The 18,941-nt window shown below is 36.0% G+C and carries 18 protein-coding genes and 4 tRNA genes; 7 read left to right on the top strand and 15 right to left on the bottom strand.

Annotation, left to right across the window (positions count from 1 at the left end):
- Positions 1-38: 38 nt before the first annotated feature.
- From MODO_RS06720 to MODO_RS06705, 4 genes are all read right to left on the bottom strand, one after another.
- Entirely contained in the window at positions 39-1,724 is a 1,686-nt protein-coding gene (locus MODO_RS06720) for an ABC transporter ATP-binding protein (RefSeq protein ID WP_006259708.1), read from the bottom strand.
- Positions 1,725-1,850: 126 nt separating this feature from the next.
- Positions 1,851-2,300 (bottom strand): OsmC family protein, encoded by a 450-nt coding sequence (locus MODO_RS06715; protein WP_006259709.1) that lies wholly within the window; start codon positions 2,298-2,300, stop codon positions 1,851-1,853.
- Positions 2,301-2,762: 462 nt separating this feature from the next.
- Positions 2,763-3,476, bottom strand: a complete 714-nt coding sequence (locus MODO_RS06710; RefSeq protein ID WP_006259710.1) for a 3'-5' exonuclease — start codon at positions 3,474-3,476, stop codon at positions 2,763-2,765.
- Positions 3,477-3,479: 3 nt separating this feature from the next.
- Positions 3,480-4,637, bottom strand: coding sequence for a serine hydrolase domain-containing protein (locus MODO_RS06705; protein WP_006259711.1), 1,158 nt, complete (start codon positions 4,635-4,637; stop codon positions 3,480-3,482).
- 439 nt (positions 4,638-5,076) lie between these two features.
- Between MODO_RS06705 and MODO_RS06700 the strand changes: the two genes are divergently transcribed.
- Positions 5,077-5,718 carry an O-methyltransferase gene (locus MODO_RS06700; RefSeq protein WP_006259712.1) on the top strand — a complete coding sequence of 214 codons (642 nt, stop codon included), beginning with the start codon at positions 5,077-5,079 and terminating at the stop codon, positions 5,716-5,718.
- A gap of 46 nt (positions 5,719-5,764) precedes the next feature.
- Here the strand turns inward: MODO_RS06700 and MODO_RS06695 are convergent, their stop codons facing one another.
- The 6 genes from MODO_RS06695 to MODO_RS06670 all read right to left on the bottom strand — a co-directional run bounded on the left by MODO_RS06695 (position 5,765) and on the right by MODO_RS06670 (position 10,204).
- Entirely contained in the window at positions 5,765-6,328 is a 564-nt protein-coding gene (locus MODO_RS06695; protein ID WP_006259713.1) for a phosphatase PAP2 family protein, read from the bottom strand.
- The gene (locus tag MODO_RS06690; protein WP_006259714.1) at positions 6,328-6,627 is read right to left on the bottom strand and encodes a Sec-independent protein translocase subunit TatA/TatB; all 300 of its coding nucleotides are present in this window, start codon (positions 6,625-6,627) and stop codon (positions 6,328-6,330) included. Before MODO_RS06690 ends, MODO_RS06695 begins: the two co-directional genes overlap by 1 nt.
- A gap of 87 nt (positions 6,628-6,714) precedes the next feature.
- Positions 6,715-7,476 carry a hypothetical protein gene (locus tag MODO_RS06685; RefSeq protein ID WP_230486180.1) on the bottom strand — a complete coding sequence of 254 codons (762 nt, stop codon included), beginning with the start codon at positions 7,474-7,476 and terminating at the stop codon, positions 6,715-6,717.
- A gap of 146 nt (positions 7,477-7,622) precedes the next feature.
- The gene (locus MODO_RS06680) at positions 7,623-8,390 is read right to left on the bottom strand and encodes a hypothetical protein (RefSeq protein ID WP_006259716.1); all 768 of its coding nucleotides are present in this window, start codon (positions 8,388-8,390) and stop codon (positions 7,623-7,625) included.
- A gap of 261 nt (positions 8,391-8,651) precedes the next feature.
- A complete protein-coding gene (locus tag MODO_RS06675) occupies positions 8,652-9,389 on the bottom strand; it encodes a hypothetical protein (protein ID WP_006259718.1) in 738 nt (245 codons plus the stop codon).
- A gap of 83 nt (positions 9,390-9,472) precedes the next feature.
- The gene (locus MODO_RS06670; RefSeq protein ID WP_225581467.1) at positions 9,473-10,204 is read right to left on the bottom strand and encodes a hypothetical protein; all 732 of its coding nucleotides are present in this window, start codon (positions 10,202-10,204) and stop codon (positions 9,473-9,475) included.
- 66 nt (positions 10,205-10,270) lie between these two features.
- On the opposite strand from MODO_RS06670, the gene pepE reads away from it, so the two are divergent.
- Positions 10,271-11,023 (top strand): dipeptidase PepE, encoded by a 753-nt coding sequence (gene pepE, locus MODO_RS06665; RefSeq protein ID WP_006259720.1) that lies wholly within the window; start codon positions 10,271-10,273, stop codon positions 11,021-11,023.
- Between the two features lie 40 nt (positions 11,024-11,063).
- Here the strand turns inward: pepE and MODO_RS06660 are convergent.
- From MODO_RS06660 to MODO_RS06645, 4 genes are all read right to left on the bottom strand, one after another.
- Positions 11,064-11,136 (bottom strand) — tRNA-Gly (locus tag MODO_RS06660).
- Positions 11,137-11,173: 37 nt separating this feature from the next.
- Positions 11,174-11,246, bottom strand: a tRNA-Gly gene (locus MODO_RS06655).
- Positions 11,247-11,283: 37 nt separating this feature from the next.
- A tRNA-Gly gene (locus tag MODO_RS06650) sits at positions 11,284-11,356 on the bottom strand.
- A gap of 37 nt (positions 11,357-11,393) precedes the next feature.
- A tRNA-Gly gene (locus tag MODO_RS06645) sits at positions 11,394-11,466 on the bottom strand.
- A 242-nt stretch (positions 11,467-11,708) separates the two neighbouring features.
- On the opposite strand from MODO_RS06645, the gene MODO_RS06640 reads away from it, so the two are divergent.
- From MODO_RS06640 to MODO_RS06620, 5 genes are all read left to right on the top strand, one after another.
- Positions 11,709-12,182: a GbsR/MarR family transcriptional regulator gene (locus tag MODO_RS06640; RefSeq protein WP_006262267.1), complete on the top strand. Its 474-nt coding sequence runs from the start codon at positions 11,709-11,711 to the stop codon at positions 12,180-12,182.
- Positions 12,183-12,190: 8 nt separating this feature from the next.
- Positions 12,191-13,345 (top strand): efflux RND transporter periplasmic adaptor subunit, encoded by a 1,155-nt coding sequence (locus MODO_RS06635; RefSeq protein ID WP_006259722.1) that lies wholly within the window; start codon positions 12,191-12,193, stop codon positions 13,343-13,345.
- 3 nt (positions 13,346-13,348) lie between these two features.
- Entirely contained in the window at positions 13,349-16,492 is a 3,144-nt protein-coding gene (locus MODO_RS06630) for an efflux RND transporter permease subunit (protein WP_006259723.1), read from the top strand.
- A 1-nt stretch (position 16,493) separates the two neighbouring features.
- A complete protein-coding gene (locus tag MODO_RS06625; protein ID WP_006259724.1) occupies positions 16,494-17,903 on the top strand; it encodes an efflux transporter outer membrane subunit in 1,410 nt (469 codons plus the stop codon).
- A gap of 74 nt (positions 17,904-17,977) precedes the next feature.
- Positions 17,978-18,607, top strand: coding sequence for a polysaccharide deacetylase family protein (locus MODO_RS06620; RefSeq protein ID WP_006259725.1), 630 nt, complete (start codon positions 17,978-17,980; stop codon positions 18,605-18,607).
- Here MODO_RS06620 and MODO_RS06615 read toward each other — a convergent pair.
- Positions 18,602-18,895 carry a thioredoxin family protein gene (locus MODO_RS06615; RefSeq protein WP_006259726.1) on the bottom strand — a complete coding sequence of 98 codons (294 nt, stop codon included), beginning with the start codon at positions 18,893-18,895 and terminating at the stop codon, positions 18,602-18,604. The two genes, MODO_RS06620 and MODO_RS06615, sit on opposite strands and share 6 nt — an antisense overlap.
- Between the last annotated feature and the right edge of the window lie 46 nt (positions 18,896-18,941).

Here is an 18,941-nt window from a genome sequence, read left to right as displayed (position 1 = left end):
TAAAAAAAGCTCCAGTATCGGAGCTTTTTTTCACTATCTTATTTCGGAATAGAACTAATCAATCCCTTTGTGTACTCAGTCTTAGGGTGAGCATACAACTCATCTGCCTCGCCTATTTCCTCTATCTTACCTTTATTCATCACCATCACCTGATCAGACATATACTTCACTACAGACAGATCATGAGATATAAATATATAGGTAAAGTTATACTTATCCTTCAAATCGTTTAGTAGATTCAGCACCTGAGCTTGTACAGATATATCTAGTGCAGACACAGACTCATCACAGATGATCAGTTTAGGTTGTACCGCTATCGTCCTAGCGATACCGATACGCTGTCTCTGTCCTCCAGAGAACTCATGTGGATAACGGCTAAATACAGACTCATCTAACCCTACTCGGTATAGTATTTCGATCACTCTCTCCTTTCTATCCGCATCACTACTTCCTATCTTATGTACTTTCATAGGTTCTAGAATAGCTTCTCCTACAGTCAGACGAGGGTTTAAAGACGAATACGGATCCTGGAATACAATCTGTATATCTTTTCTAAACACCCTAAACGCCTTAGAAGAAAGCTTCGTAATGTCTTGACCTTTATAGAATATCTGTCCTTTAGTAGCTCTATCGAGTTGTAGGATGACATTGCCTAATGTAGATTTACCACACCCACTCTCACCCACTAGTCCAAGTGTCTCACCTTCATATACATTAAAACTAATATCTTGTAGCGCGTGGAATACCCCTTTTTTAAACAGTCCTCCATTAATGACATAATCCTTGAACACATTCCTAATCTCTAGCAACGGAGCATTACTATATAACTTTTCTAATCTATCTTTTCTATCCTCAGTAGTCACCACATCTCTCACCACCTTATTATTCAGAAAGTCTCCTATCGTAGACAGTCTTTTTAATCGCTCTGTAAGAGAAGGTCTAGACGCTACTAAGGCTTTAGTATACATATCTTGTGGATTGTTAAACACTTCTGTTGACTTTCCTTGTTCTACGATATCCCCTTTATACATCACTAGAATACGGTCGCTGATAGACGACACTAGATTCAAGTCATGAGAGATAAATAAGATACTCATCTTATTATCGCGTTGTAGGTCTTTCAGTAGATTAATGATTTCGTTTTGCACAGTCACATCTAATGCTGTCGTAGGCTCATCAGCTATCAGTAGCTTAGGCTTGCACGCTACAGCCATAGCGATCATGACTCTTTGCTTTTGTCCACCAGAGATTTGGTGAGGGTATTTAGTATAAACTTGATTAGGATTAGGCAATTTAACTCTATCGAAAAGGCGTAACACCTCTTCTCTTAAAGCCTTTCCTCTGAGCGAAGTATGCTCTCGAAGTATCTCAGCCACCTGTTCGCCACAAGTAATAGAAGGATTTAGAGCACTCATCGGCTCCTGAAATATCATAGATATCTGAGCTCCACGCAACAGTCGGAACTCACTATCTGTATTATGCGTAATATCTTTTCCTTCAAACACGATATTACCCGAGCTAATACGAGATATTTCTCGAGGCAATAGCCCCATTAACGCAAGTGATGTAACTGACTTACCAGAACCCGACTCTCCTACTACACCAAGAATCTCGTTAGCATAGATATCAAAAGAGCTACTTTTGATAATAGTATTCCAAGATTTCTCTTTCAGAAAATCGATTTGTAAATCCTTTACAGATAATATAGGTATATTTTCTTTCATTTTTTATATTCAGTACGATCACTAGAATAACAAAAATATATAATAATTGTGATATAGTATAAGCTATCTAATAAACTAATTAAACATCTATACTATACCACAATTTTTACAGAATATACGAACATACTACGCTACTTTTACTTGGTCATATTCCTTGACTAACGTAACGATAGTAGGAGTTTTTTCTTTAAAATTTGCAAACATTGGGCAAGCTGATTTTACAGCATCTAGCCATTCTTTTAGCAACACTATAGATGCCTCAGAAGTAGGTTTTACGATTACATCTACTCTGTTGAAGTGGTCTAAGCTATCCTTTTCGAAGCCTTCCCCTTTTATCACACCAGACACTTCTATCTGAATAGATTTTAGATCTAACCCCAATGTATTACCGATTAATTTTCCCACTGCGTGGATACTACCTGCTAGCTTAGCTAATAATAACTCTGCAGAGTTCGCATTCACGTCTCTTACTAATTCTCTTCCATCTTTCACTGTGAAAGAGTAGTTGGCTGTTTTTACAGCGAATTGTTGTTCCCTTACTGAGAAGCCCAACACTTTTAAAACTTTACTTTCCATTCTTTTAATTATTTATAAAATTGACACTATACAAAAAGGTCCCTTCAGCTATCTGCCAAAAGGACCTTCTTATTTATTCTTAACTATAAAAATAGTATGATCAAAACAAGCTATCTCTCTTGGCTACGTATGTATACATCGAATGCTTAGGAAAACAAATTCCCTTATATGATGTTGACGTTAATAGATTATAGACTAAATTCATTACTTTATTTTTATATGTTTCTTTCTTAAAAAAAATAAGCCCCTGTGAGGTACAGAGGCTTATTAAATATCTTTATACGTATCCAAAGACAGCTCTATACCATAAACGATGCATTCTTCTTAGAGAATACACATTTTGTTGAATAAACCATATTTGAATAAATTTTCTGCATTACTATTTCCTTATTTGAAGTCAAAATTAGAAAAAAATTATTTTAACAACAAGCACTAACCAATGTTTTTTAATATTTCTTTAACTTAAACAGAAAATATCTCGCTCTGACTTAATAGTTCCTCACGCTTAAATCTCAGCAAAACCTGTGCCACTGCTACCACATCTTTCTCACAATACACGATTATTCTGTCAATATCTTTATCTTCATAATACACCTTAGCCACCTCACTCCCGTCTATATCGTCTTTAGGAGAGGGTATACCTAATATTCTAGTCAAAAGCCTTAAAGATGTAAAATGTTTATAATCTCCTATCTTCCACATTTCCATAGTATCTAGATGATTCACCTCCCACGGTTTTTTCCCAATAATACACAGTTTGTTGGGGATTTTTACCTCATTTATCAACATCCGCCTCACAACAAAGGGAATATCAAATTCCTTAATATTATGCCCACATAGAACGCGAGTAGGATCATTAAAATATTCGTCTATTAAATTAGAAAACTCTTGTAACAGACGGCGTTCCTCTCCTGCAAAGGATTTTACCCTAAACTGTCTATCCCCATTCTTATAGGTAAAATACCCCACTGAGATACATACCACCTTACCAAACTCTGCCCAAATCCCTGCACGTTCATAAAACTCCGCTGCAGTCTGCCCATCTCTTCTCTGATAAGCCGTCTTGATATCAAACAGATCTTGCATCTCCTCATCTAGATCATTAAAAGCAGGCACTTCAGGCACTGTCTCAATATCAAAAAAGAGTAAGCTATCTAGCATCACATTTCTAAGCATATCTTATTTCCTTTGGTTCAACATATTATAAGCCTCATCGATATAAGTATACAGATCGTTACTATGAGGATCTTCCTCTGTCTGTAATCCCTTTAAGTGTCCTAGACGCACAATGATCACATTATCCTTAGGAGACACGATCACGAACTGTCCTAAATGACCTCGCATATAGAAGAAATCTTGTCCATTGTGATTCACTAACCACCAACCATAGCCATACTCAGGCGCATCTTTAAAACGTGGAGTAACTGACTTTTTAATAAACGTACTATCTAATATCATATCACCGTTCCACAATCCCCCGTCTTTATACAACTTACCAAATCTAGCAAAATCACGTGCATTACTCGTAAAACAACAGTATGACTTCTCTACACCATCCCCTTCATGATCTATCTGCCATAACGCTGGATTCTCTGCTCCCATAGGCTTCCAGAAATGTTCTGATATATAATCCGTCATATACTTACCAGTAGCTTTCTCTAACACCATCGTCAATAGCTCTGTATCTCCACTTTTATAAATAAACTCTTGTCCAGGCTTATCCTTTATCTCTAAGCCTAGCATTACATTTCTCAAATCTTTATCAAAATAAGCTCTCGTCACCACTGAGAACGGACTGTAATATGCCTCATCCCAATCTAATCCTGACGCCATAGAAGACAGGTCTCCTACAGTCACTTCGTCTTTATACTTCCCTTTTAACTCTGGTAAAAACTCTATTACCTTCTGATCTAAGCTCTTGATCTCACCCCTCTGTAATGCCTTACCTAAGGCTGCAGATACGATACTCTTAGCCATCGAGAAAGAGTTAGTATAAGAGTCCTTTCCATACCCGTCATAATAAGCCTCATAGAAGATACTATCATTCTTGATGACTAAATAAGCTATAGACTCCAGTTCTTTATGCGTATTCTCTAAGTTGTCACTCGCTTTTATCGTATTATAATCCTTCGTGAATGCCCACGGCTGCCCTACATCATTCTTAATCTCCCTAGTCGGAAAATATTTATAATCATCTAAGAATGCTGTCTTATATCCATTAAAGTATATGGTACGCACCGCCGTAAAGAGGTAATCCACTTTAAATATATACATCAGTGCCACAACTAGCGCTATCAAAATCACTAGCCACTTCAGAACTTTCTTTAATACCTTCATAATAGTTTAAATAATTGGTTCCTATAAATTTAGAAAAATAAATCACTTCTCTAGCAGTTATTTTTAATAACACCTTTTAATATGATCACATCACGATGACTCTATTTGGAGTATTTGGCTATTAATTACCTTTTTGACCTATTATGAAGTTCTACATAGAGCATAATCCACTCTACATCAACACTTCCTGTTTATTAATGTAATTTCTGTTCGGATAGTGTTCGGAAATACCAAGTAAATACTAGGGTTAAGAGGTGTTTTTGCGAACTGTACTAATTCTCTATCCGAACCATCTATACAGTAGATCTACAGTATATATCGCTATTTACGGTCTAAGCAAACTCTAAATAGACTAATAATCATAAAACTACAGGAGTATTTGGTCAACGTTCAATCTAGGATTATATTTGTGCCTTTAATTATTACTTGAATTTCGATTATGCATTTTATATCACCAGAGTTAGAGGATTATGCGGCAAGACACTCAGAAAATGAGCCTGAGTTATTAGCCAAACTAGATAAAGAAACGTACCAAAAAGTACTACAGCCTAGAATGCTGAGTGGTCACTTCCAAGGTCGTTTTTTGAGTATGATCTCTAAGCTAGTTAACCCTCAGCACATATTAGAGGTAGGTACATTCACCGGATATGCTACACTATCACTAGCAGAAGGGCTGAGAGCTGATGGTACTATCGATACAATAGATGTAAACGAAGAGTTAGTAGACTTTCAACGAAAATACTTCGATATGTCTGACTATGGGCATCAGATCACTCAGCACTTAGGTAGTGCATTAGACATTATCCCTACTTTAGATAAGAAGTTCGACCTAGTGTTCTTAGATGCAGATAAAAAGAATTACACAAACTACTTTCACCTCATCATCGAGAAGATGAATAAGGGAGGAATCATCCTATCTGATAATGTCCTATGGTCTGGTAAGGTAGTAGAAGATATCAAATGGAATGATAGAGCTACTATAGAGATCGATCAGTATAATAAATTACTAAAAGAAGATCCTCGTGTAGAGACGATACTATTACCGATAAGAGATGGACTAACAGTATCAAGAGTACGATAACAAAAAAGGCTTAAAATATAGATTCTAAGCCTTTTTTTAGTGTTAGTTAAACTAACTTATATTTCTTTTCTACCCATTTAAATCCTTGGTAGAATAATGTTCCTGAGATAATTCCTGCACACATTCCTACGAAAATGTCTGTAGGGAAATGCAATGACAAGTAGATTCTACTATATGCAAATACGAGTGGGAATATAAATACTAAAAACGCGTACTTATAATATCTTCTCAATATTAAGAATAAGAACAGCATCGTCGCAGTAGAGTTAGAGGCATGTCCTGAGAAGAAACTCAGTGAACTACTGCACTTCACTACTCTAAGCATCGCTTTAATATCCTCTGTACTACACGGTCTAGGGCGACCTACTGTACTTTTGACTAGATTAGTAGACTGATCTGTAAAGGCGATAAGCCCTGCTATGAACAACAGGATAATACCCAGTGTCTTTAGGGATACTTTCTTATATACTAGGTAAAGTAATAAGAGGTAAAACGGAAGCCAGTTAAACTGCTTCGTGATAAATAACCAAAATGGGTCAAATGTAGGAGTACCTAAGTTGTTTAAGAACAGCATTAGTTCCTTATCCCACTGCACAATTGTTTCTAACATTAAAGTTGTCTTTTTATTGGCCCTGTAATATTCTCAATGTCCTCTTTCTGCTTCTCTACTTCATTCTGAATATCCTTCATAGGATTAATATCTATATCGAAAGTCTCTGTTATATCTTTTTTAATACCAGACTCTTCTGCGCTTTTATTGATTTCGTGTTTGATATCGTTTGTTGCATTCTTTAACTGAGCCATAAACTTACCAAAGGTACGTGCCATCTCTGGAACCTTATCAGAACCAAACAACATTAAAATTATAATAATGATGAAAAATATTTCACCCCCTCCGATTCCAAACATAAATATTCGTTTTTCTATTTATAAGGTTACAAATCTACGAAGTTTATTAAATTCTCACATAGATTTTATCTAAAACCATTTGTTAAACTATTCTATCTTAGTCTGCTTCACTTCTAGATCTAACTTCTCCTGGATCAGCTCTATAAACTCTAAGGCAAGTTCTCCAGCCCTACTAGCGACTTTCTTTTCGTCTACTATATTCGTGTTCAGAATAGAAGACATTAACTCATCTGTAGCTACATAATAGGCAAACCCGTAAACATAATCTTTAGGAATGCTGTAATCTTTAGTCAGCTTTTCTGGGCTAATATACATTAAGAACTTATCTTTTCGTCCTTCTTGTCTTTCATAAGCTAATGCTTTCTTCAGCATCTTAGTACGTCCTGAAATCATATTCACTATCGCATCTACAGAAATCAGTCCACTTCCTGTAGTAGCGGTATATAACTTACGCTCAGCTGGTGTACGTATCTTAGTCCCTTTAGGGATTAGCCCTAGAGATTCTGAAGTGATCTTCGTGATCACTATTTCGTCTAATTCATAATAGAGTGAGTTAGGCTCTAGTGGTATTAAAATAATATCTCTCTTTAAATCTATATCATCTAACTGATGTCTATATCCTAGAAAAACAGGTCCTGAAAACATAATCGTATCATTCTCCTGTGCCTTCAGTTTAAAATATCCTCCAGGAGCAGTCATCGTAGACTCTCCAGTATTAATATTCGCTACATATACCCCATCTAATCTCTTCGTTCTAGATACAATCTTACCATCTATCATCTTTCTTTCTTGCGCGAAAACAACAGAAAAGTTCAATATTAATAGAAAGGCTACAAATATTCTCATCATTCCTTAATTATAATTGTAAAAATATTCCATTCTATAGGATACACAAATTTTACCCTCGCAAACTTATGTTAAATAAAACAATGTGCTTATAAACACTATAACTGATCCTGTTTAAATAACGACCTATAACTAGATAAATCACTTATTTAATCGCTCTGCCCCGGTACTTGTTGTTCTAATTCTTTAAAAGGTCTGTCCTTAATCACTTCTAAGAAGTCGACTGCTACAGGAGCAATCACTGTCTCTAGGTAAGTCATATCTACAGGTGTTACCTCTAGTGCTTCTTTTACCTTCTCATCGTTCACTGCATAAAGAGCAAAACTCTCTACGTAGTCATAAGGTATCTTATATTTATCAACCAATAGCTCATCACTTACGTAGTCTAAAAATTTATCTGCTCTAAACCCGGCACGCTCATAGACCAGCGCTTTCTTAAGCATCTTAGTTCTACCGTTGAGCATATTGATTAAAGGTGCGATAAGACCAGAAGTAGCATAAGCTAGCTGTCGTTCCATAGGACTAGGCCCTTTAGACTTATAAGTATATTTAGGGTATGGAGACTTATTCTTTTTCGTAACAACTATTTCGTCCAATACCTCTCCTATAGTATTTCTTTCTAAAGAAAACAGAACAAGGTCTCTGTTTAAATCTACTTCAGTAATCATATACACATGTAATAGGTATGATAAACTAACGAATCTCAAAGTATCATTCGCTTCCCCCTGCAGACTGAAGTATCCCTTATCATCTGAAAATACAGAAGTTCCTTTAGAAGCATTAAGAACCAACACTTCATCTCTATCGCCATCTCTAAAAAGAATTTTTCCATTTAATGTCTTTAATCCTTCTTGAGCTAATACAAATTCTCCCAAAAGAAGAGTTACTATAATGGCAATGTATTTTATATTCTTCATATACTAGTTTATAAAGTGTTCACTTCTAAGCAAGCAAAGCATTGATAAACTCTGCTAACATTCCTAAAACTCAAAATAAGTATTCAATAAAACTTCCATCTAACCACACCCATCTATCTCTATTACCTCAATGCCCCCCGATCTATTTAAATCTCTAATAACTCAGAGGTGATCAAAAGAAGAGAAGTTACACCTCCTCTATTCTTCTAGAACAAGCAAATACTACAAGACTAGGAAGAAGTATAAGTAAGCTATAATAGGTTATTTTGTCTTCGTTTTGACCATTTCTAGAAAATCTAATACAATTGGAGCTATCATTCTTTCTAAGAATTTAGTATCAATTATCGTAGCATTTACGATATCTCTTATCTCTTCTCTAGACACAGCATAGTACGCAAAGCTCTCTACATAATCAGGAGGTATCTTATAATACTCTACTAACCTTTCTTCATCTATCGTGTTTAACAACTTACTTACTCTGAAGTCCTCCCTCTCATATGCTAGATTCTTCTTAAGCATGGCAGTCCTACCAGATAATAAATTCACCAGTGGATCTAATATTCCTGTAGTAGCTGTTCTGAGCTTTCGTTCTGCAGGAGTATATCTTTTCGTATATTTATTTGTAAATCCTTGTCCTCCTGCATCTACTTTAGTGATTAGAATCTCGTTTAATCTCGTACTTAAATCAGGCAAGGGTTCTAAGGGAAATAAGAGCACACCTCCCTTTATATCTGCTTCTGCTATGACATAAGTATATTCCATATGATATACACTACTAAATCGTATAGTATCTTGTGGTTCTCCATATATATCAAAATAACCTTTCTTATCCGCTAATGTCGTTTTGCTTCTATTGATATTAGTGACCACAGTCCCATCTAAATCACCTCCACGAGTGACTAGCTTACCACTTATCATCCCTCCCTGTTCTTGAGCCAAACCGTGACCTATCCCAGTTAACAAGATTAATAAAGTCAATAACTTCTGAATTATATTCATTACAATACTTCTATTTATTGGAAGACAATACTCTGCCTTGACAGCCTTCTTTATATTATACTAAATATGACCTTGTACACATATCATATTTCTTCTTCCTTCTTATTCTTAATCATTTCTAGAAATTCAAATACCACTGGTGTAAGCTCTCTTTCTAATTCATTGACATTAACCATTCCTACATTGAGTAACTCTTTTATTTCTGTTTTTTCTACTGCATAATACGCAAAACCCTCCACATAATCTAAAGGTATTTGATAGTAATCAACTAATCGTTCGTTAGTAACCACTTCTATCAGCTTATCTACTCTGTGGTCTGTCTTCTCATAAGCAAGGTTCTTCTTAAGCATACTCATTCTCCCTGACAGCATATTTACAAAGGGATCTATTGGTATCATTCCTCCACCTGTTTTAGCAGTTCTGAGTTTGCGTTCTGCAGGTGTGTACCTCTTCGTATATTTATCTGTAAAGCCTAGTGCATCACTATCTATCTTCGTGATGACAATCTCGTCAAGTCTATTGATGCTGTATAACGGTTCTAATGGAAATAGTACAGGACTGCGCTTGATATCAAATTCGTTAACTACATACTGATACTCTGTATGATTAGGACTGATAAATCTTATCGTATCATTAATATGACTGCGAATAGAGAAGTACCCCTTATCATCAGATAATACAGAAATGTCCTTTGAAGAATTTAGAATCACTATTCCTTCAAAGTTTCCGTCTCTAGTCACTATTTTTCCATTAAGAACGGATGGGGAGTCCTGAGCAAGGTGAATACTACTTACAAAAAGCAGTATTATACTCAAGAGTTTTTGAGTTAGGTTCATGATAGTGTTTTATAGTTAGGTGAACATTTGCAGGTGAAAAGGCAAATGTTCTATTTAAACGACTTATTTTTACAAAAATTATTTATCCACATGAAAAATCTAATTATTGCGAGTACTTCTACCATATATAATGGAACTTATCTAGAGTACTTATTACCGACATTAAAAGAACATTTTAAGAACATATCAACACTATTGTTTATTCCTTATGCAAGACCAGGAGGCATCACGCATGATCAATATACAGAAAAAGTAAGAACCGCTTTTGCTACTATCAATATTGATGTCAAAGGAATACATGAGTACACTAACCCAGTAGAAGCTTTACAACAAGCAGAGGGAATCTTCACAGGAGGAGGAAACACCTTCTTATTGGTACAACAACTCTATAAAAACAATGTACTGAATGCGGTAATAGATGTTGTAAACAACGGAACTCCTTATCTAGGATGTAGTGCGGGAAGTAATATCTGTGGACTAACAATGGAAACGACTAATGATATGCCTATCGTATATCCTCCTTCATTCAAGACATTTGGTTTCGTACCCTTTAATCTAAATCCTCATTACCTAGACCCTATCGAAGGTTCGACTCATATGGGAGAAACTAGAGAAACACGTATCAATGAGTTCCACGCTTTTAATACACAACCTGTAGTAGGGCTTAGAGAAGGTAGTTGGTTAGAAGTAAAAGGTGACCGAATCACTCTAAAAGGTGAATTAGACGCTAGAATATTTGAGCAAAATAAAGAAGCTTATGAAGTAAAAACTAATACAGACTTAAGCCATCTTAACTAAACAAAAAAAGCCCTAACAAATGTTAGGGCTTTTTTTATAGAGCGGAAGACGAGGCTCGAACTCGCGACAACCAGCTTGGAAGGCTGGAGCTCTACCAACTGAGCTACTTCCGCAGATGATGTTATTTTAAAACCTACATCAGGTTTGTAGAGCGGAAGACGAGGCTCGAACTCGCGACAACCAGCTTGGAAGGCTGGAGCTCTACCAACTGAGCTACTTCCGCAGATGATGCTATTTTAAAACCTACATCAGGTTTATAGAGCGGAAGACGAGGCTCGAACTCGCGACAACCAGCTTGGAAGGCTGGAGCTCTACCAACTGAGCTACTTCCGCAGACGATGTTATTTTAAAACCTACATCAGGTTTGTAGAGCGGAAGACGAGGCTCGAACTCGCGACAACCAGCTTGGAAGGCTGGAGCTCTACCAACTGAGCTACTTCCGCTTTTGTGGATGCAAATATAATGCTATTTTTAATTTTGATGCAAGCATTTTAGTTGATTTTTTTTAAATAATTCTTCAATTAAATGTTTTCTATCATAATATCAAATAGATGCAAAAATGTTCCTACTATAAAATACATCTTATATAGACGCCATCTAAATAATTAAGAAACTTTTAAGTTTGGTTGGTTCGGTAATTACAAAACTAACCGTATATTTGCATCTCTCAAAACATTAAAGTAAAATGCAATACGACCAAAATTTAGTAGACTTATTCCAAGATTATTGCGCTCACCATGAACTGGTGCACCACTTCTCACCATTAACTGCACAGATTTATACATACATTATGTTTAATAATAACAGAGATGGCGTGACTTTTGATGAATTAGTTGAAAGATTAAATGCAAGTAAGAGTTCTGTCTCTACAAGTTTAAATCTATTGATTTCGAATAACCAAATTGAGCATTTCAATAAGATTGATGAAAGAAAAAGATACTTCAGATTGAACCCTAACTATATGACTCTAAGATTACAAATCATTAGAGATGTATTAGAACGTGAGCATGCATTGTGTCTTAAAATGCTTAAATTCGTTGATGAAGGTGTTTTAAAAACAGACAATTGCAACAATAAAGTAGAACTTTATATAGATCATTTAGCAAAAAGTAAAAGTCATTTAGCAGATACAATAGAAAAATTAAAAAGTACAAATTAAGTAATTATATGAAACGTTATTTACAATCGATCACTTTCGCTGCAATCGCTATCACTGTAGCGTCATGCGGAAATAAAGATCAACAGCAAGGGGGACCTCAGGCATTACCTTACAAAGTAATCGAAGTACCTACTCAAAATGTAACAGGTTATAAAAACTACCCTACTAATATCCAAGGGAAAGTTGCTAGTAGCGTTCGTGCTAAAATAGCTGGATACATTCAAGAAGTTTATGTAGACGAAGGTGCAATCGTTAGAAAAGGACAACCTCTATTTAGACTTGAGACGAACACTTTAAACGAAAGTGCTGATGCAGCTAAAGCAGCAATCAGAACAGCTGAAGCTCAAGTTAATGTTGCTCAAGTAAACGTTGACAAATTAGTACCTCTGGTAAACAAAGGGATTATCAGTAAAATCCAGTTAGAAACTGCTGAAGCTAACTTAGCTAGTGCAAAGAGTCAAGTAGCTAATGCTAAAGCACAACACAAAAGTATAGTTGCTAATATTGACTACGCTGTGGTTAAAAGCCCTATCGATGGTATTGTAGGACAAATTAACTTCCGTGAAGGGGCATTAGTAAGCCCTAGTGACCCTCAACCGTTAACTGTAGTATCAGATGACAGTAGTGTATTTGCTTATTTCACACTTAATGAAAAAGAATACTTCGATTTCTTAGAAAAAATAGAAGGTAAATCTTTAAAAGAGAAATTAAGTCACTTACCTACAGTAAAATTACAGTTAGCTAATGGACAAGTGTATGAAGAACCTGGTAAAATCGAAACTATCTCAGGTCAAATTAATCCAACTACGGGTACAGTACAGTTAAGAGCTGCTTTTAACAACCCTAACAGATTGTTGGCTAATGGTAATAGTGGTACCTTATTACTTCCTAACGAATATACTAATGTATTAGTAGTTCCTGAATCAGCTACATTCGAACAACAAGGTCAGGTATATGTATATACTGTGGCAAACGATACAGCTAAGGCTACTAAGATCGAAGTAATCGATAGAATCAACAAGTTGGCAATCGTAAAAGATGGTGTCAAAAAAGGAGAAAAAATCATTGGAACAGGCTTAGGAACACTGCGCAGTGGATCTCCTATAACTCCAGTACCAGAGAAATTTGAAAAAATTAACGAAGACATCAAATCAACATTCTAAAGTATGTTAAAAACATTTATTGAAAGACCTGTATTATCTACAGTTATTTCTATACTTATAGTAATACTAGGGGTACTGGGATTAACAGTACTTCCAGTTACGCAATATCCAGATATTGCGCCGCCTACTGTACAGATTGCTGCTTCATATCCTGGAGCCAATGCTGAGACAGTAATGCAATCTGTTGTTATTCCTATTGAAGAACAGGTGAACGGGGTTGAAAACATGGACTATATTACCTCTACAGCATCGAATGATGGTAGTGCTAGTATTCAAGTTGTGTTTAAACAAGGAGTTGACCCGGATATCGCTGCAGTAAACGTACAAAACCGTGTGGCACGTGCTACACCACTTTTACCAGCAGAGGTAACGCGTTCAGGGGTAACTACTCAGAAACAACAAACAAGTGCATTAATGTTCTTGTCTTTCTATTCGACAAGCCCTAACTACGATGCTATTTACATCCAAAACTACATGAATATTAACGTTATTCCTGTACTAAAACGTGTAAGTGGTGTTGGGGATGCACAGGCTTTTGGTTCTCGTAACTACTCTATGCGTATTTGGATTGACCCTGCTAAGATGAAAGCTTATGGATTAGTTCCTTCTGATGTTGTAAGAGTCCTAAACGAACAGAGTTTAGAGGCTGCTGCTGGTCAGTTAGGTGAAAATAATGCTGAGGCATTCCAATATGTAATTAAGTATAGTGGTAAATATAAAACGCAAGACCAATACGAAAATATCGTAGTAAAATCATTGGGTAATGGACAAGTACTATACTTGAAAGATGTCGCTAAGATAGAATTAGGTGCAATGTCTTATGTAGGTAGTTCTGAACAAAATGGACACCCTGCTGTAGCTATGGCTATCTACCAAACACCAGGTTCTAACGCTCAAGAGATTATTCAGAACTTACATACTGAACTTGAGAATATGAAGACTTCGTTCCCTGATGGTATTAATTATACAGTACTGATGGATACGAACGAATTCTTAGATGCATCTATTAGTAAAGTAATCAGCACACTTATAGAGGCATTCTTACTAGTATTCGTAGTGGTATATATCTTCTTACAGGATTTCCGTTCTACGTTAATTCCTTTAATTGCTGTACCAGTTGCAATTATAGGTACGTTCTTTTTCTTAAGTGTATTCGGGTTCTCAATTAACTTGTTAACACTGTTTGCACTTGTACTGGCCATCGGTATTGTGGTGGATGATGCCATCGTGGTAGTAGAGGCTGTGCATGCGAAGATGGAAGAGACAGGCCAAGATGCTAAAGAAGCGAGTTTAAACACCATGAGTGAGATTTCAGGTGCTATTATCTCGATTACATTAGTAATGTCTGCTGTATTTATACCTGTAACCTTTATTCCAGGTCCTACAGGAGTATTCTATAAGCAGTTCGGTATTACACTTATTGTTGCGATTTTAATTTCGGCTGTTAACGCCTTGACCTTGAGTCCTGCATTATGTGCACTGTTCTTAACTCAACATGGAGCTCATGGAGAAGGAAAGAAAAGAAACTTTGTTCAACGCTTCTTTGATGCATTCAACGTTGCATTCAACAAATTAACTCACAAATATGGTAACTCATTTAAGTTCTTATTAAAACATAAATGGACTACGTTTGCCATCTTACTTGCGTGTTTAGGTATTACATATTATGCTGCTAAAACAATGCCTAGTGGATTCGTACCAAACGAAGACCGTGGATTCATCATGGGTAATATCGAGTTACCTGCTGGTGCTTCTCAAGACCGTGTAACGAGTTTACAACAACAGTTCTCTAAAGTAGTACAGCAAATCCCAGGAGTAGAAGGGGTAACTATCGTATCAGGATTCTCATTCATCAACGGACAAGGTTCTAACTACGGTATGGCGATGATTAAGCTAGACGACTTTAAAGATAGAACTACACCTGAGTTAGCAACTGATGCGATCATTGGTAAACTGTTTGGTATCGCTGCTACACAGTTCCAAGATGCTAGAATGATTTTCTTCCAACCGCCAAGTATACCAGGTTTCGGTATGTCTTCAGGTTTTGAGATGAAATTATTAGATAAAACTGGAGGTGCGCTTACTGACTTTGACCAAAAATCAAAAGAATACTTAGGAGCATTAATGCAACGTCCTGAAATCTTATATGCTCAGTCATCATTTAATACAAACTATGCTCAATACGAGTTAGACTTAAATATCCCTAGAGCTAAAGAATCAGGAGTACTAGTAAGTGATATTTTCTCTGCTCTTCAAGGGTATATTGGAGGTATCTATGCAGCTGACTTTACTCGTTTTGGTAAACAATACCGTGTAATGGTGCAGTCTTTACCTGAGTACAGATCAGACAAGAATAGCTTAAACGAGATTTATGTAAGAACTGCTTCAGGAGAAATGACTCCGGTAACTCAGTTCGTTGATTTGAAAAAAGTATATGGTCCACAGTCAGTGAACCGCTATAACTTATTTACATCTTCGAATATCACAGGAGCTCCTAAACCAGGATACAGTTCTGGAGACGCAATTAAAGCGGTACAAGAAGTAGCTGCTCAAACCTTGAGCACTGATTACGGTATTGACTTTACAGGTCTATCTCGAGAGGAGATTAGCTCTGGTAACCAAACTGTGATGATCTTTGCTTTATGTATTATTTTCGTTTACTTCTTATTATCTGCTCAGTATGAAAGTTACTTATTACCACTAGCTGTAATCTTATCATTACCTACTGGTATCATGGGAGCGTTCATCGCACAGAAATATGCAGGATTAGAAAACAATATTTACTTCCAGATTGCCCTGGTGATGCTGGTCGGGCTTCTTGCTAAGAATGCTATTCTTATTGTGGAGTTCGCTTTACAGAGACGTCAGCATGGAGAGTCTATAGCAGAGTCTGCAATCAACGGTGCTAAAGCTCGTCTAAGACCGATCTTAATGACCTCTTTTGCCTTCATCTTAGGTATGATGCCATTAGTATTCGCTAAAGGTGTTGGAGATGTGGGTAACAGATCTATCGGTACTGGTGCAGCATTTGGTCTATTGATTGGTACTATACTTGGGGTATTCGTAATTCCAGTACTTTACGCTATCTTCCAATACATACAAGAAAAAATTAAACCGATTAAATTCGTAGAGCACAAGTCAGAATAATATGAAAAAACAAACTTTATATAGAGCTTTACCTATTGCTGTTTTAGCTGTTACTATGCAGTCTTGTATCGTATCTAAAAATTACGAGAGACCTGAAGTAACTAACGAAGCGCAATTCCGTACTGATAACATATCTCAAGATACTCTTTCTATGGCAAATATGTCATGGAAAGAGCTATTCTCTGATCAAACGCTTATTCAATACATTGAACACGGATTAGAAAATAACTTAGATATCAGAATCGCATTAGAGAATATCAATGCTGCTCACGCTTATATGCAACAAGGTAAATGGGGATACGCTCCTACATTAAACCTAGGTGCTAACTATACTCACTCTGTATTATCTAAAAACGGACCTCAAGGTATCGCTTTTGGAGATACTAGAGTTAAAAATGATTTGTATGATGTTACAGGACAGTTCTCTTGGGAACTAGATGTATGGGGTAAAATCAGAAGTGATAAAAGAGCTGCAGGTGCTAGCTACCTACAAACTCTTTCTGCTCACCAAGCTGTAAAAACTCAGTTAATCTCTACTATCGCTACAACGTATTTTCAATTAGTAGCTTTAGATGAACAAAAACGTGTAACAGAACAAACTATCGTAAACAGAACTAACAGTTTAGAAACGATTGAAGCTTTAAAAGAATCTGGACAAGTGAATGAAGTAGCTGTTAAGCAAACTCAAGCACAATTGTTCAATGCAAAAGCTCTTTTAGTTGATCTTGAAAACAATATCAAACTAACAGAGAACGCATTCAGTATTCTATTAGGTAATAATCCTGGTACAATCACTAGAGGAGAACTTAAGAGTCAAAAACTTAATGCTGACCTTTCTGTTGGTGTACCACTTCAATTATTAAGCAATAGACCTGATGTAAGAGCTGCTGAGTATGGATTAATTAACGCTTTTGAAATGACTAATGTTTCTAGAGCGAACTTCTATCCATCTTTCAGACTTACAGCGAATGGTGGTTTACAGAGTTTAGATTTTGATAACTTATTCAATACAAGTTCTTTATTTGCAAACTTCATCGGTGGTTTAACTCAACCTTTATTAAATGGTAGAAAAGTTAGAACTGCACATGAGGTAGCTAAAGCAAAACAAGAATCTGCTTACCTAAGTTATAAACTATCTATTCTTAATGCGTCAAAAGAAGTTTCTGATGCATTATACACTTACCACAGTTCTTCAGATAAGTTAAAACTTAAAAAGCAAGAATACGAAGCATATAACCTAGCTACTGAATACTCAGAAGAGTTATTAGTACAAGGTATGGCTAACTACCTAGATGTATTGACAGCTAGAGAGAGTGCACTTGCTGCAGAATTAAGTTACATTAATACAGAATTAGCACAACTTACCTCTATCGTACAGCTTTATAGAGCTGTCGGAGGTGGTATAAAATAATTTTATAGTTAATTGTTATTCATTAAAAGAGAGTAGTTATTTAGTTAACTACTCTTTTTTTATACATTTGACTTATGAATATCTCTAGATTACTTCTTCCTCTTCTTTTTCCAAAATACACTTGGAAAAGGCCAAATACTCAAAAGCACATTTACTTAACTTTTGACGATGGCCCTATACCCGAAGTCACAGAATGGGTATTAGATATACTGAAGCAGTATCAAGTAAAAGCCACATTCTTCTGCATAGGTGATAATGTGAGAAAACACCCTGCTCTATTCAATAGAATCTTACAAGAAGGACATCAGATAGGCAATCATACTTTTAATCACTTAAATGGCTGGAAAAACGCAAATGAAGTATATATAAACAACTTCTGCTTATCAACGGAAGAAATGGCCAAACACACTAGCTTTGAGAACAGAACACGTCTATTCAGACCTCCTTATGGTAAAATAAAAAAGCAACAAGCTAAACAAGTAATATCAGAAGGATATGACATCATCATGTGGTCACATCTTACCAAAGATTATGATAAGAACACCACTCCTGAAGAATGTTATAAAAGAGCCATAACGAATATGGCTCCTGGAAGTATTATTGTATTTCATGATAGTATCAAGGCTAGTCATAATTTATACTATGCCTTACCTAAGACTATTGACTACTTATTATCTAAAGGGTATACCTTCTCTACGTTATAGTGTCTTAGTGACATTGATAAGAGAGTTTGCATCCATAACACCGCTTTGGCGCCAGATCATACTACCTCTTTTATACAGCATCATAGTAGGCACTTGCTTTATTCTTAAAGCCTCTACTAGTTCACCATTTTTCTCAACATCTATTTTTACTATACGCAACCTATCCCCCATAGCAGCTGCTACATCGATTAAGACAGGATTCATAGTAGTACATGCTTCGTTCCACTGTGCATAAAAGTGGATTAAAACAGGAACATCTGCTGTTACTAACTCTCCGAATTTTGACATATAATATAAATTAACTTTACTATAAACTTCTTTTAATATACAAAAA

The sequence above is a fragment of the Myroides odoratimimus genome, from assembly GCF_001485415.1.
Classification (GTDB): domain Bacteria; phylum Bacteroidota; class Bacteroidia; order Flavobacteriales; family Flavobacteriaceae; genus Flavobacterium; species Flavobacterium odoratimimum.
The sequence above is the reverse complement of the archived record's forward strand: the minus strand, read 5'-3'. Positions and strand labels throughout refer to the sequence as shown.

Coding starts and splice junctions, on each gene's coding strand:
- MODO_RS06685 (WP_230486180.1), bottom strand. CDS start 7,476: ATGATGAGAATATTTGTAGCCTTTCTATTAATATTGAACTTTTCTGTT.
- MODO_RS06690 (WP_006259714.1), bottom strand. CDS start 6,627: ATGTTTGGAATCGGAGGGGGTGAAATATTTTTCATCATTATTATAATT.
- MODO_RS06620 (WP_006259725.1), top strand. CDS start 17,978: ATGAATATCTCTAGATTACTTCTTCCTCTTCTTTTTCCAAAATACACT.
- MODO_RS06615 (WP_006259726.1), bottom strand. CDS start 18,895: ATGTCAAAATTCGGAGAGTTAGTAACAGCAGATGTTCCTGTTTTAATC.
- MODO_RS06710 (WP_006259710.1), bottom strand. CDS start 3,476: ATGCTTAGAAATGTGATGCTAGATAGCTTACTCTTTTTTGATATTGAG.
- MODO_RS06625 (WP_006259724.1), top strand. CDS start 16,494: ATGAAAAAACAAACTTTATATAGAGCTTTACCTATTGCTGTTTTAGCT.
- MODO_RS06675 (WP_006259718.1), bottom strand. CDS start 9,389: ATGAATATAATTCAGAAGTTATTGACTTTATTAATCTTGTTAACTGGG.
- MODO_RS06700 (WP_006259712.1), top strand. CDS start 5,077: ATGCATTTTATATCACCAGAGTTAGAGGATTATGCGGCAAGACACTCA.
- MODO_RS06695 (WP_006259713.1), bottom strand. CDS start 6,328: ATGTTAGAAACAATTGTGCAGTGGGATAAGGAACTAATGCTGTTCTTA.
- MODO_RS06720 (WP_006259708.1), bottom strand. CDS start 1,724: ATGAAAGAAAATATACCTATATTATCTGTAAAGGATTTACAAATCGAT.
- MODO_RS06705 (WP_006259711.1), bottom strand. CDS start 4,637: ATGAAGGTATTAAAGAAAGTTCTGAAGTGGCTAGTGATTTTGATAGCG.
- pepE (WP_006259720.1), top strand. CDS start 10,271: ATGTTCTATTTAAACGACTTATTTTTACAAAAATTATTTATCCACATG.
- MODO_RS06630 (WP_006259723.1), top strand. CDS start 13,349: ATGTTAAAAACATTTATTGAAAGACCTGTATTATCTACAGTTATTTCT.
- MODO_RS06635 (WP_006259722.1), top strand. CDS start 12,191: ATGAAACGTTATTTACAATCGATCACTTTCGCTGCAATCGCTATCACT.
- MODO_RS06640 (WP_006262267.1), top strand. CDS start 11,709: ATGCAATACGACCAAAATTTAGTAGACTTATTCCAAGATTATTGCGCT.
- MODO_RS06680 (WP_006259716.1), bottom strand. CDS start 8,390: ATGAAGAATATAAAATACATTGCCATTATAGTAACTCTTCTTTTGGGA.
- MODO_RS06715 (WP_006259709.1), bottom strand. CDS start 2,300: ATGGAAAGTAAAGTTTTAAAAGTGTTGGGCTTCTCAGTAAGGGAACAA.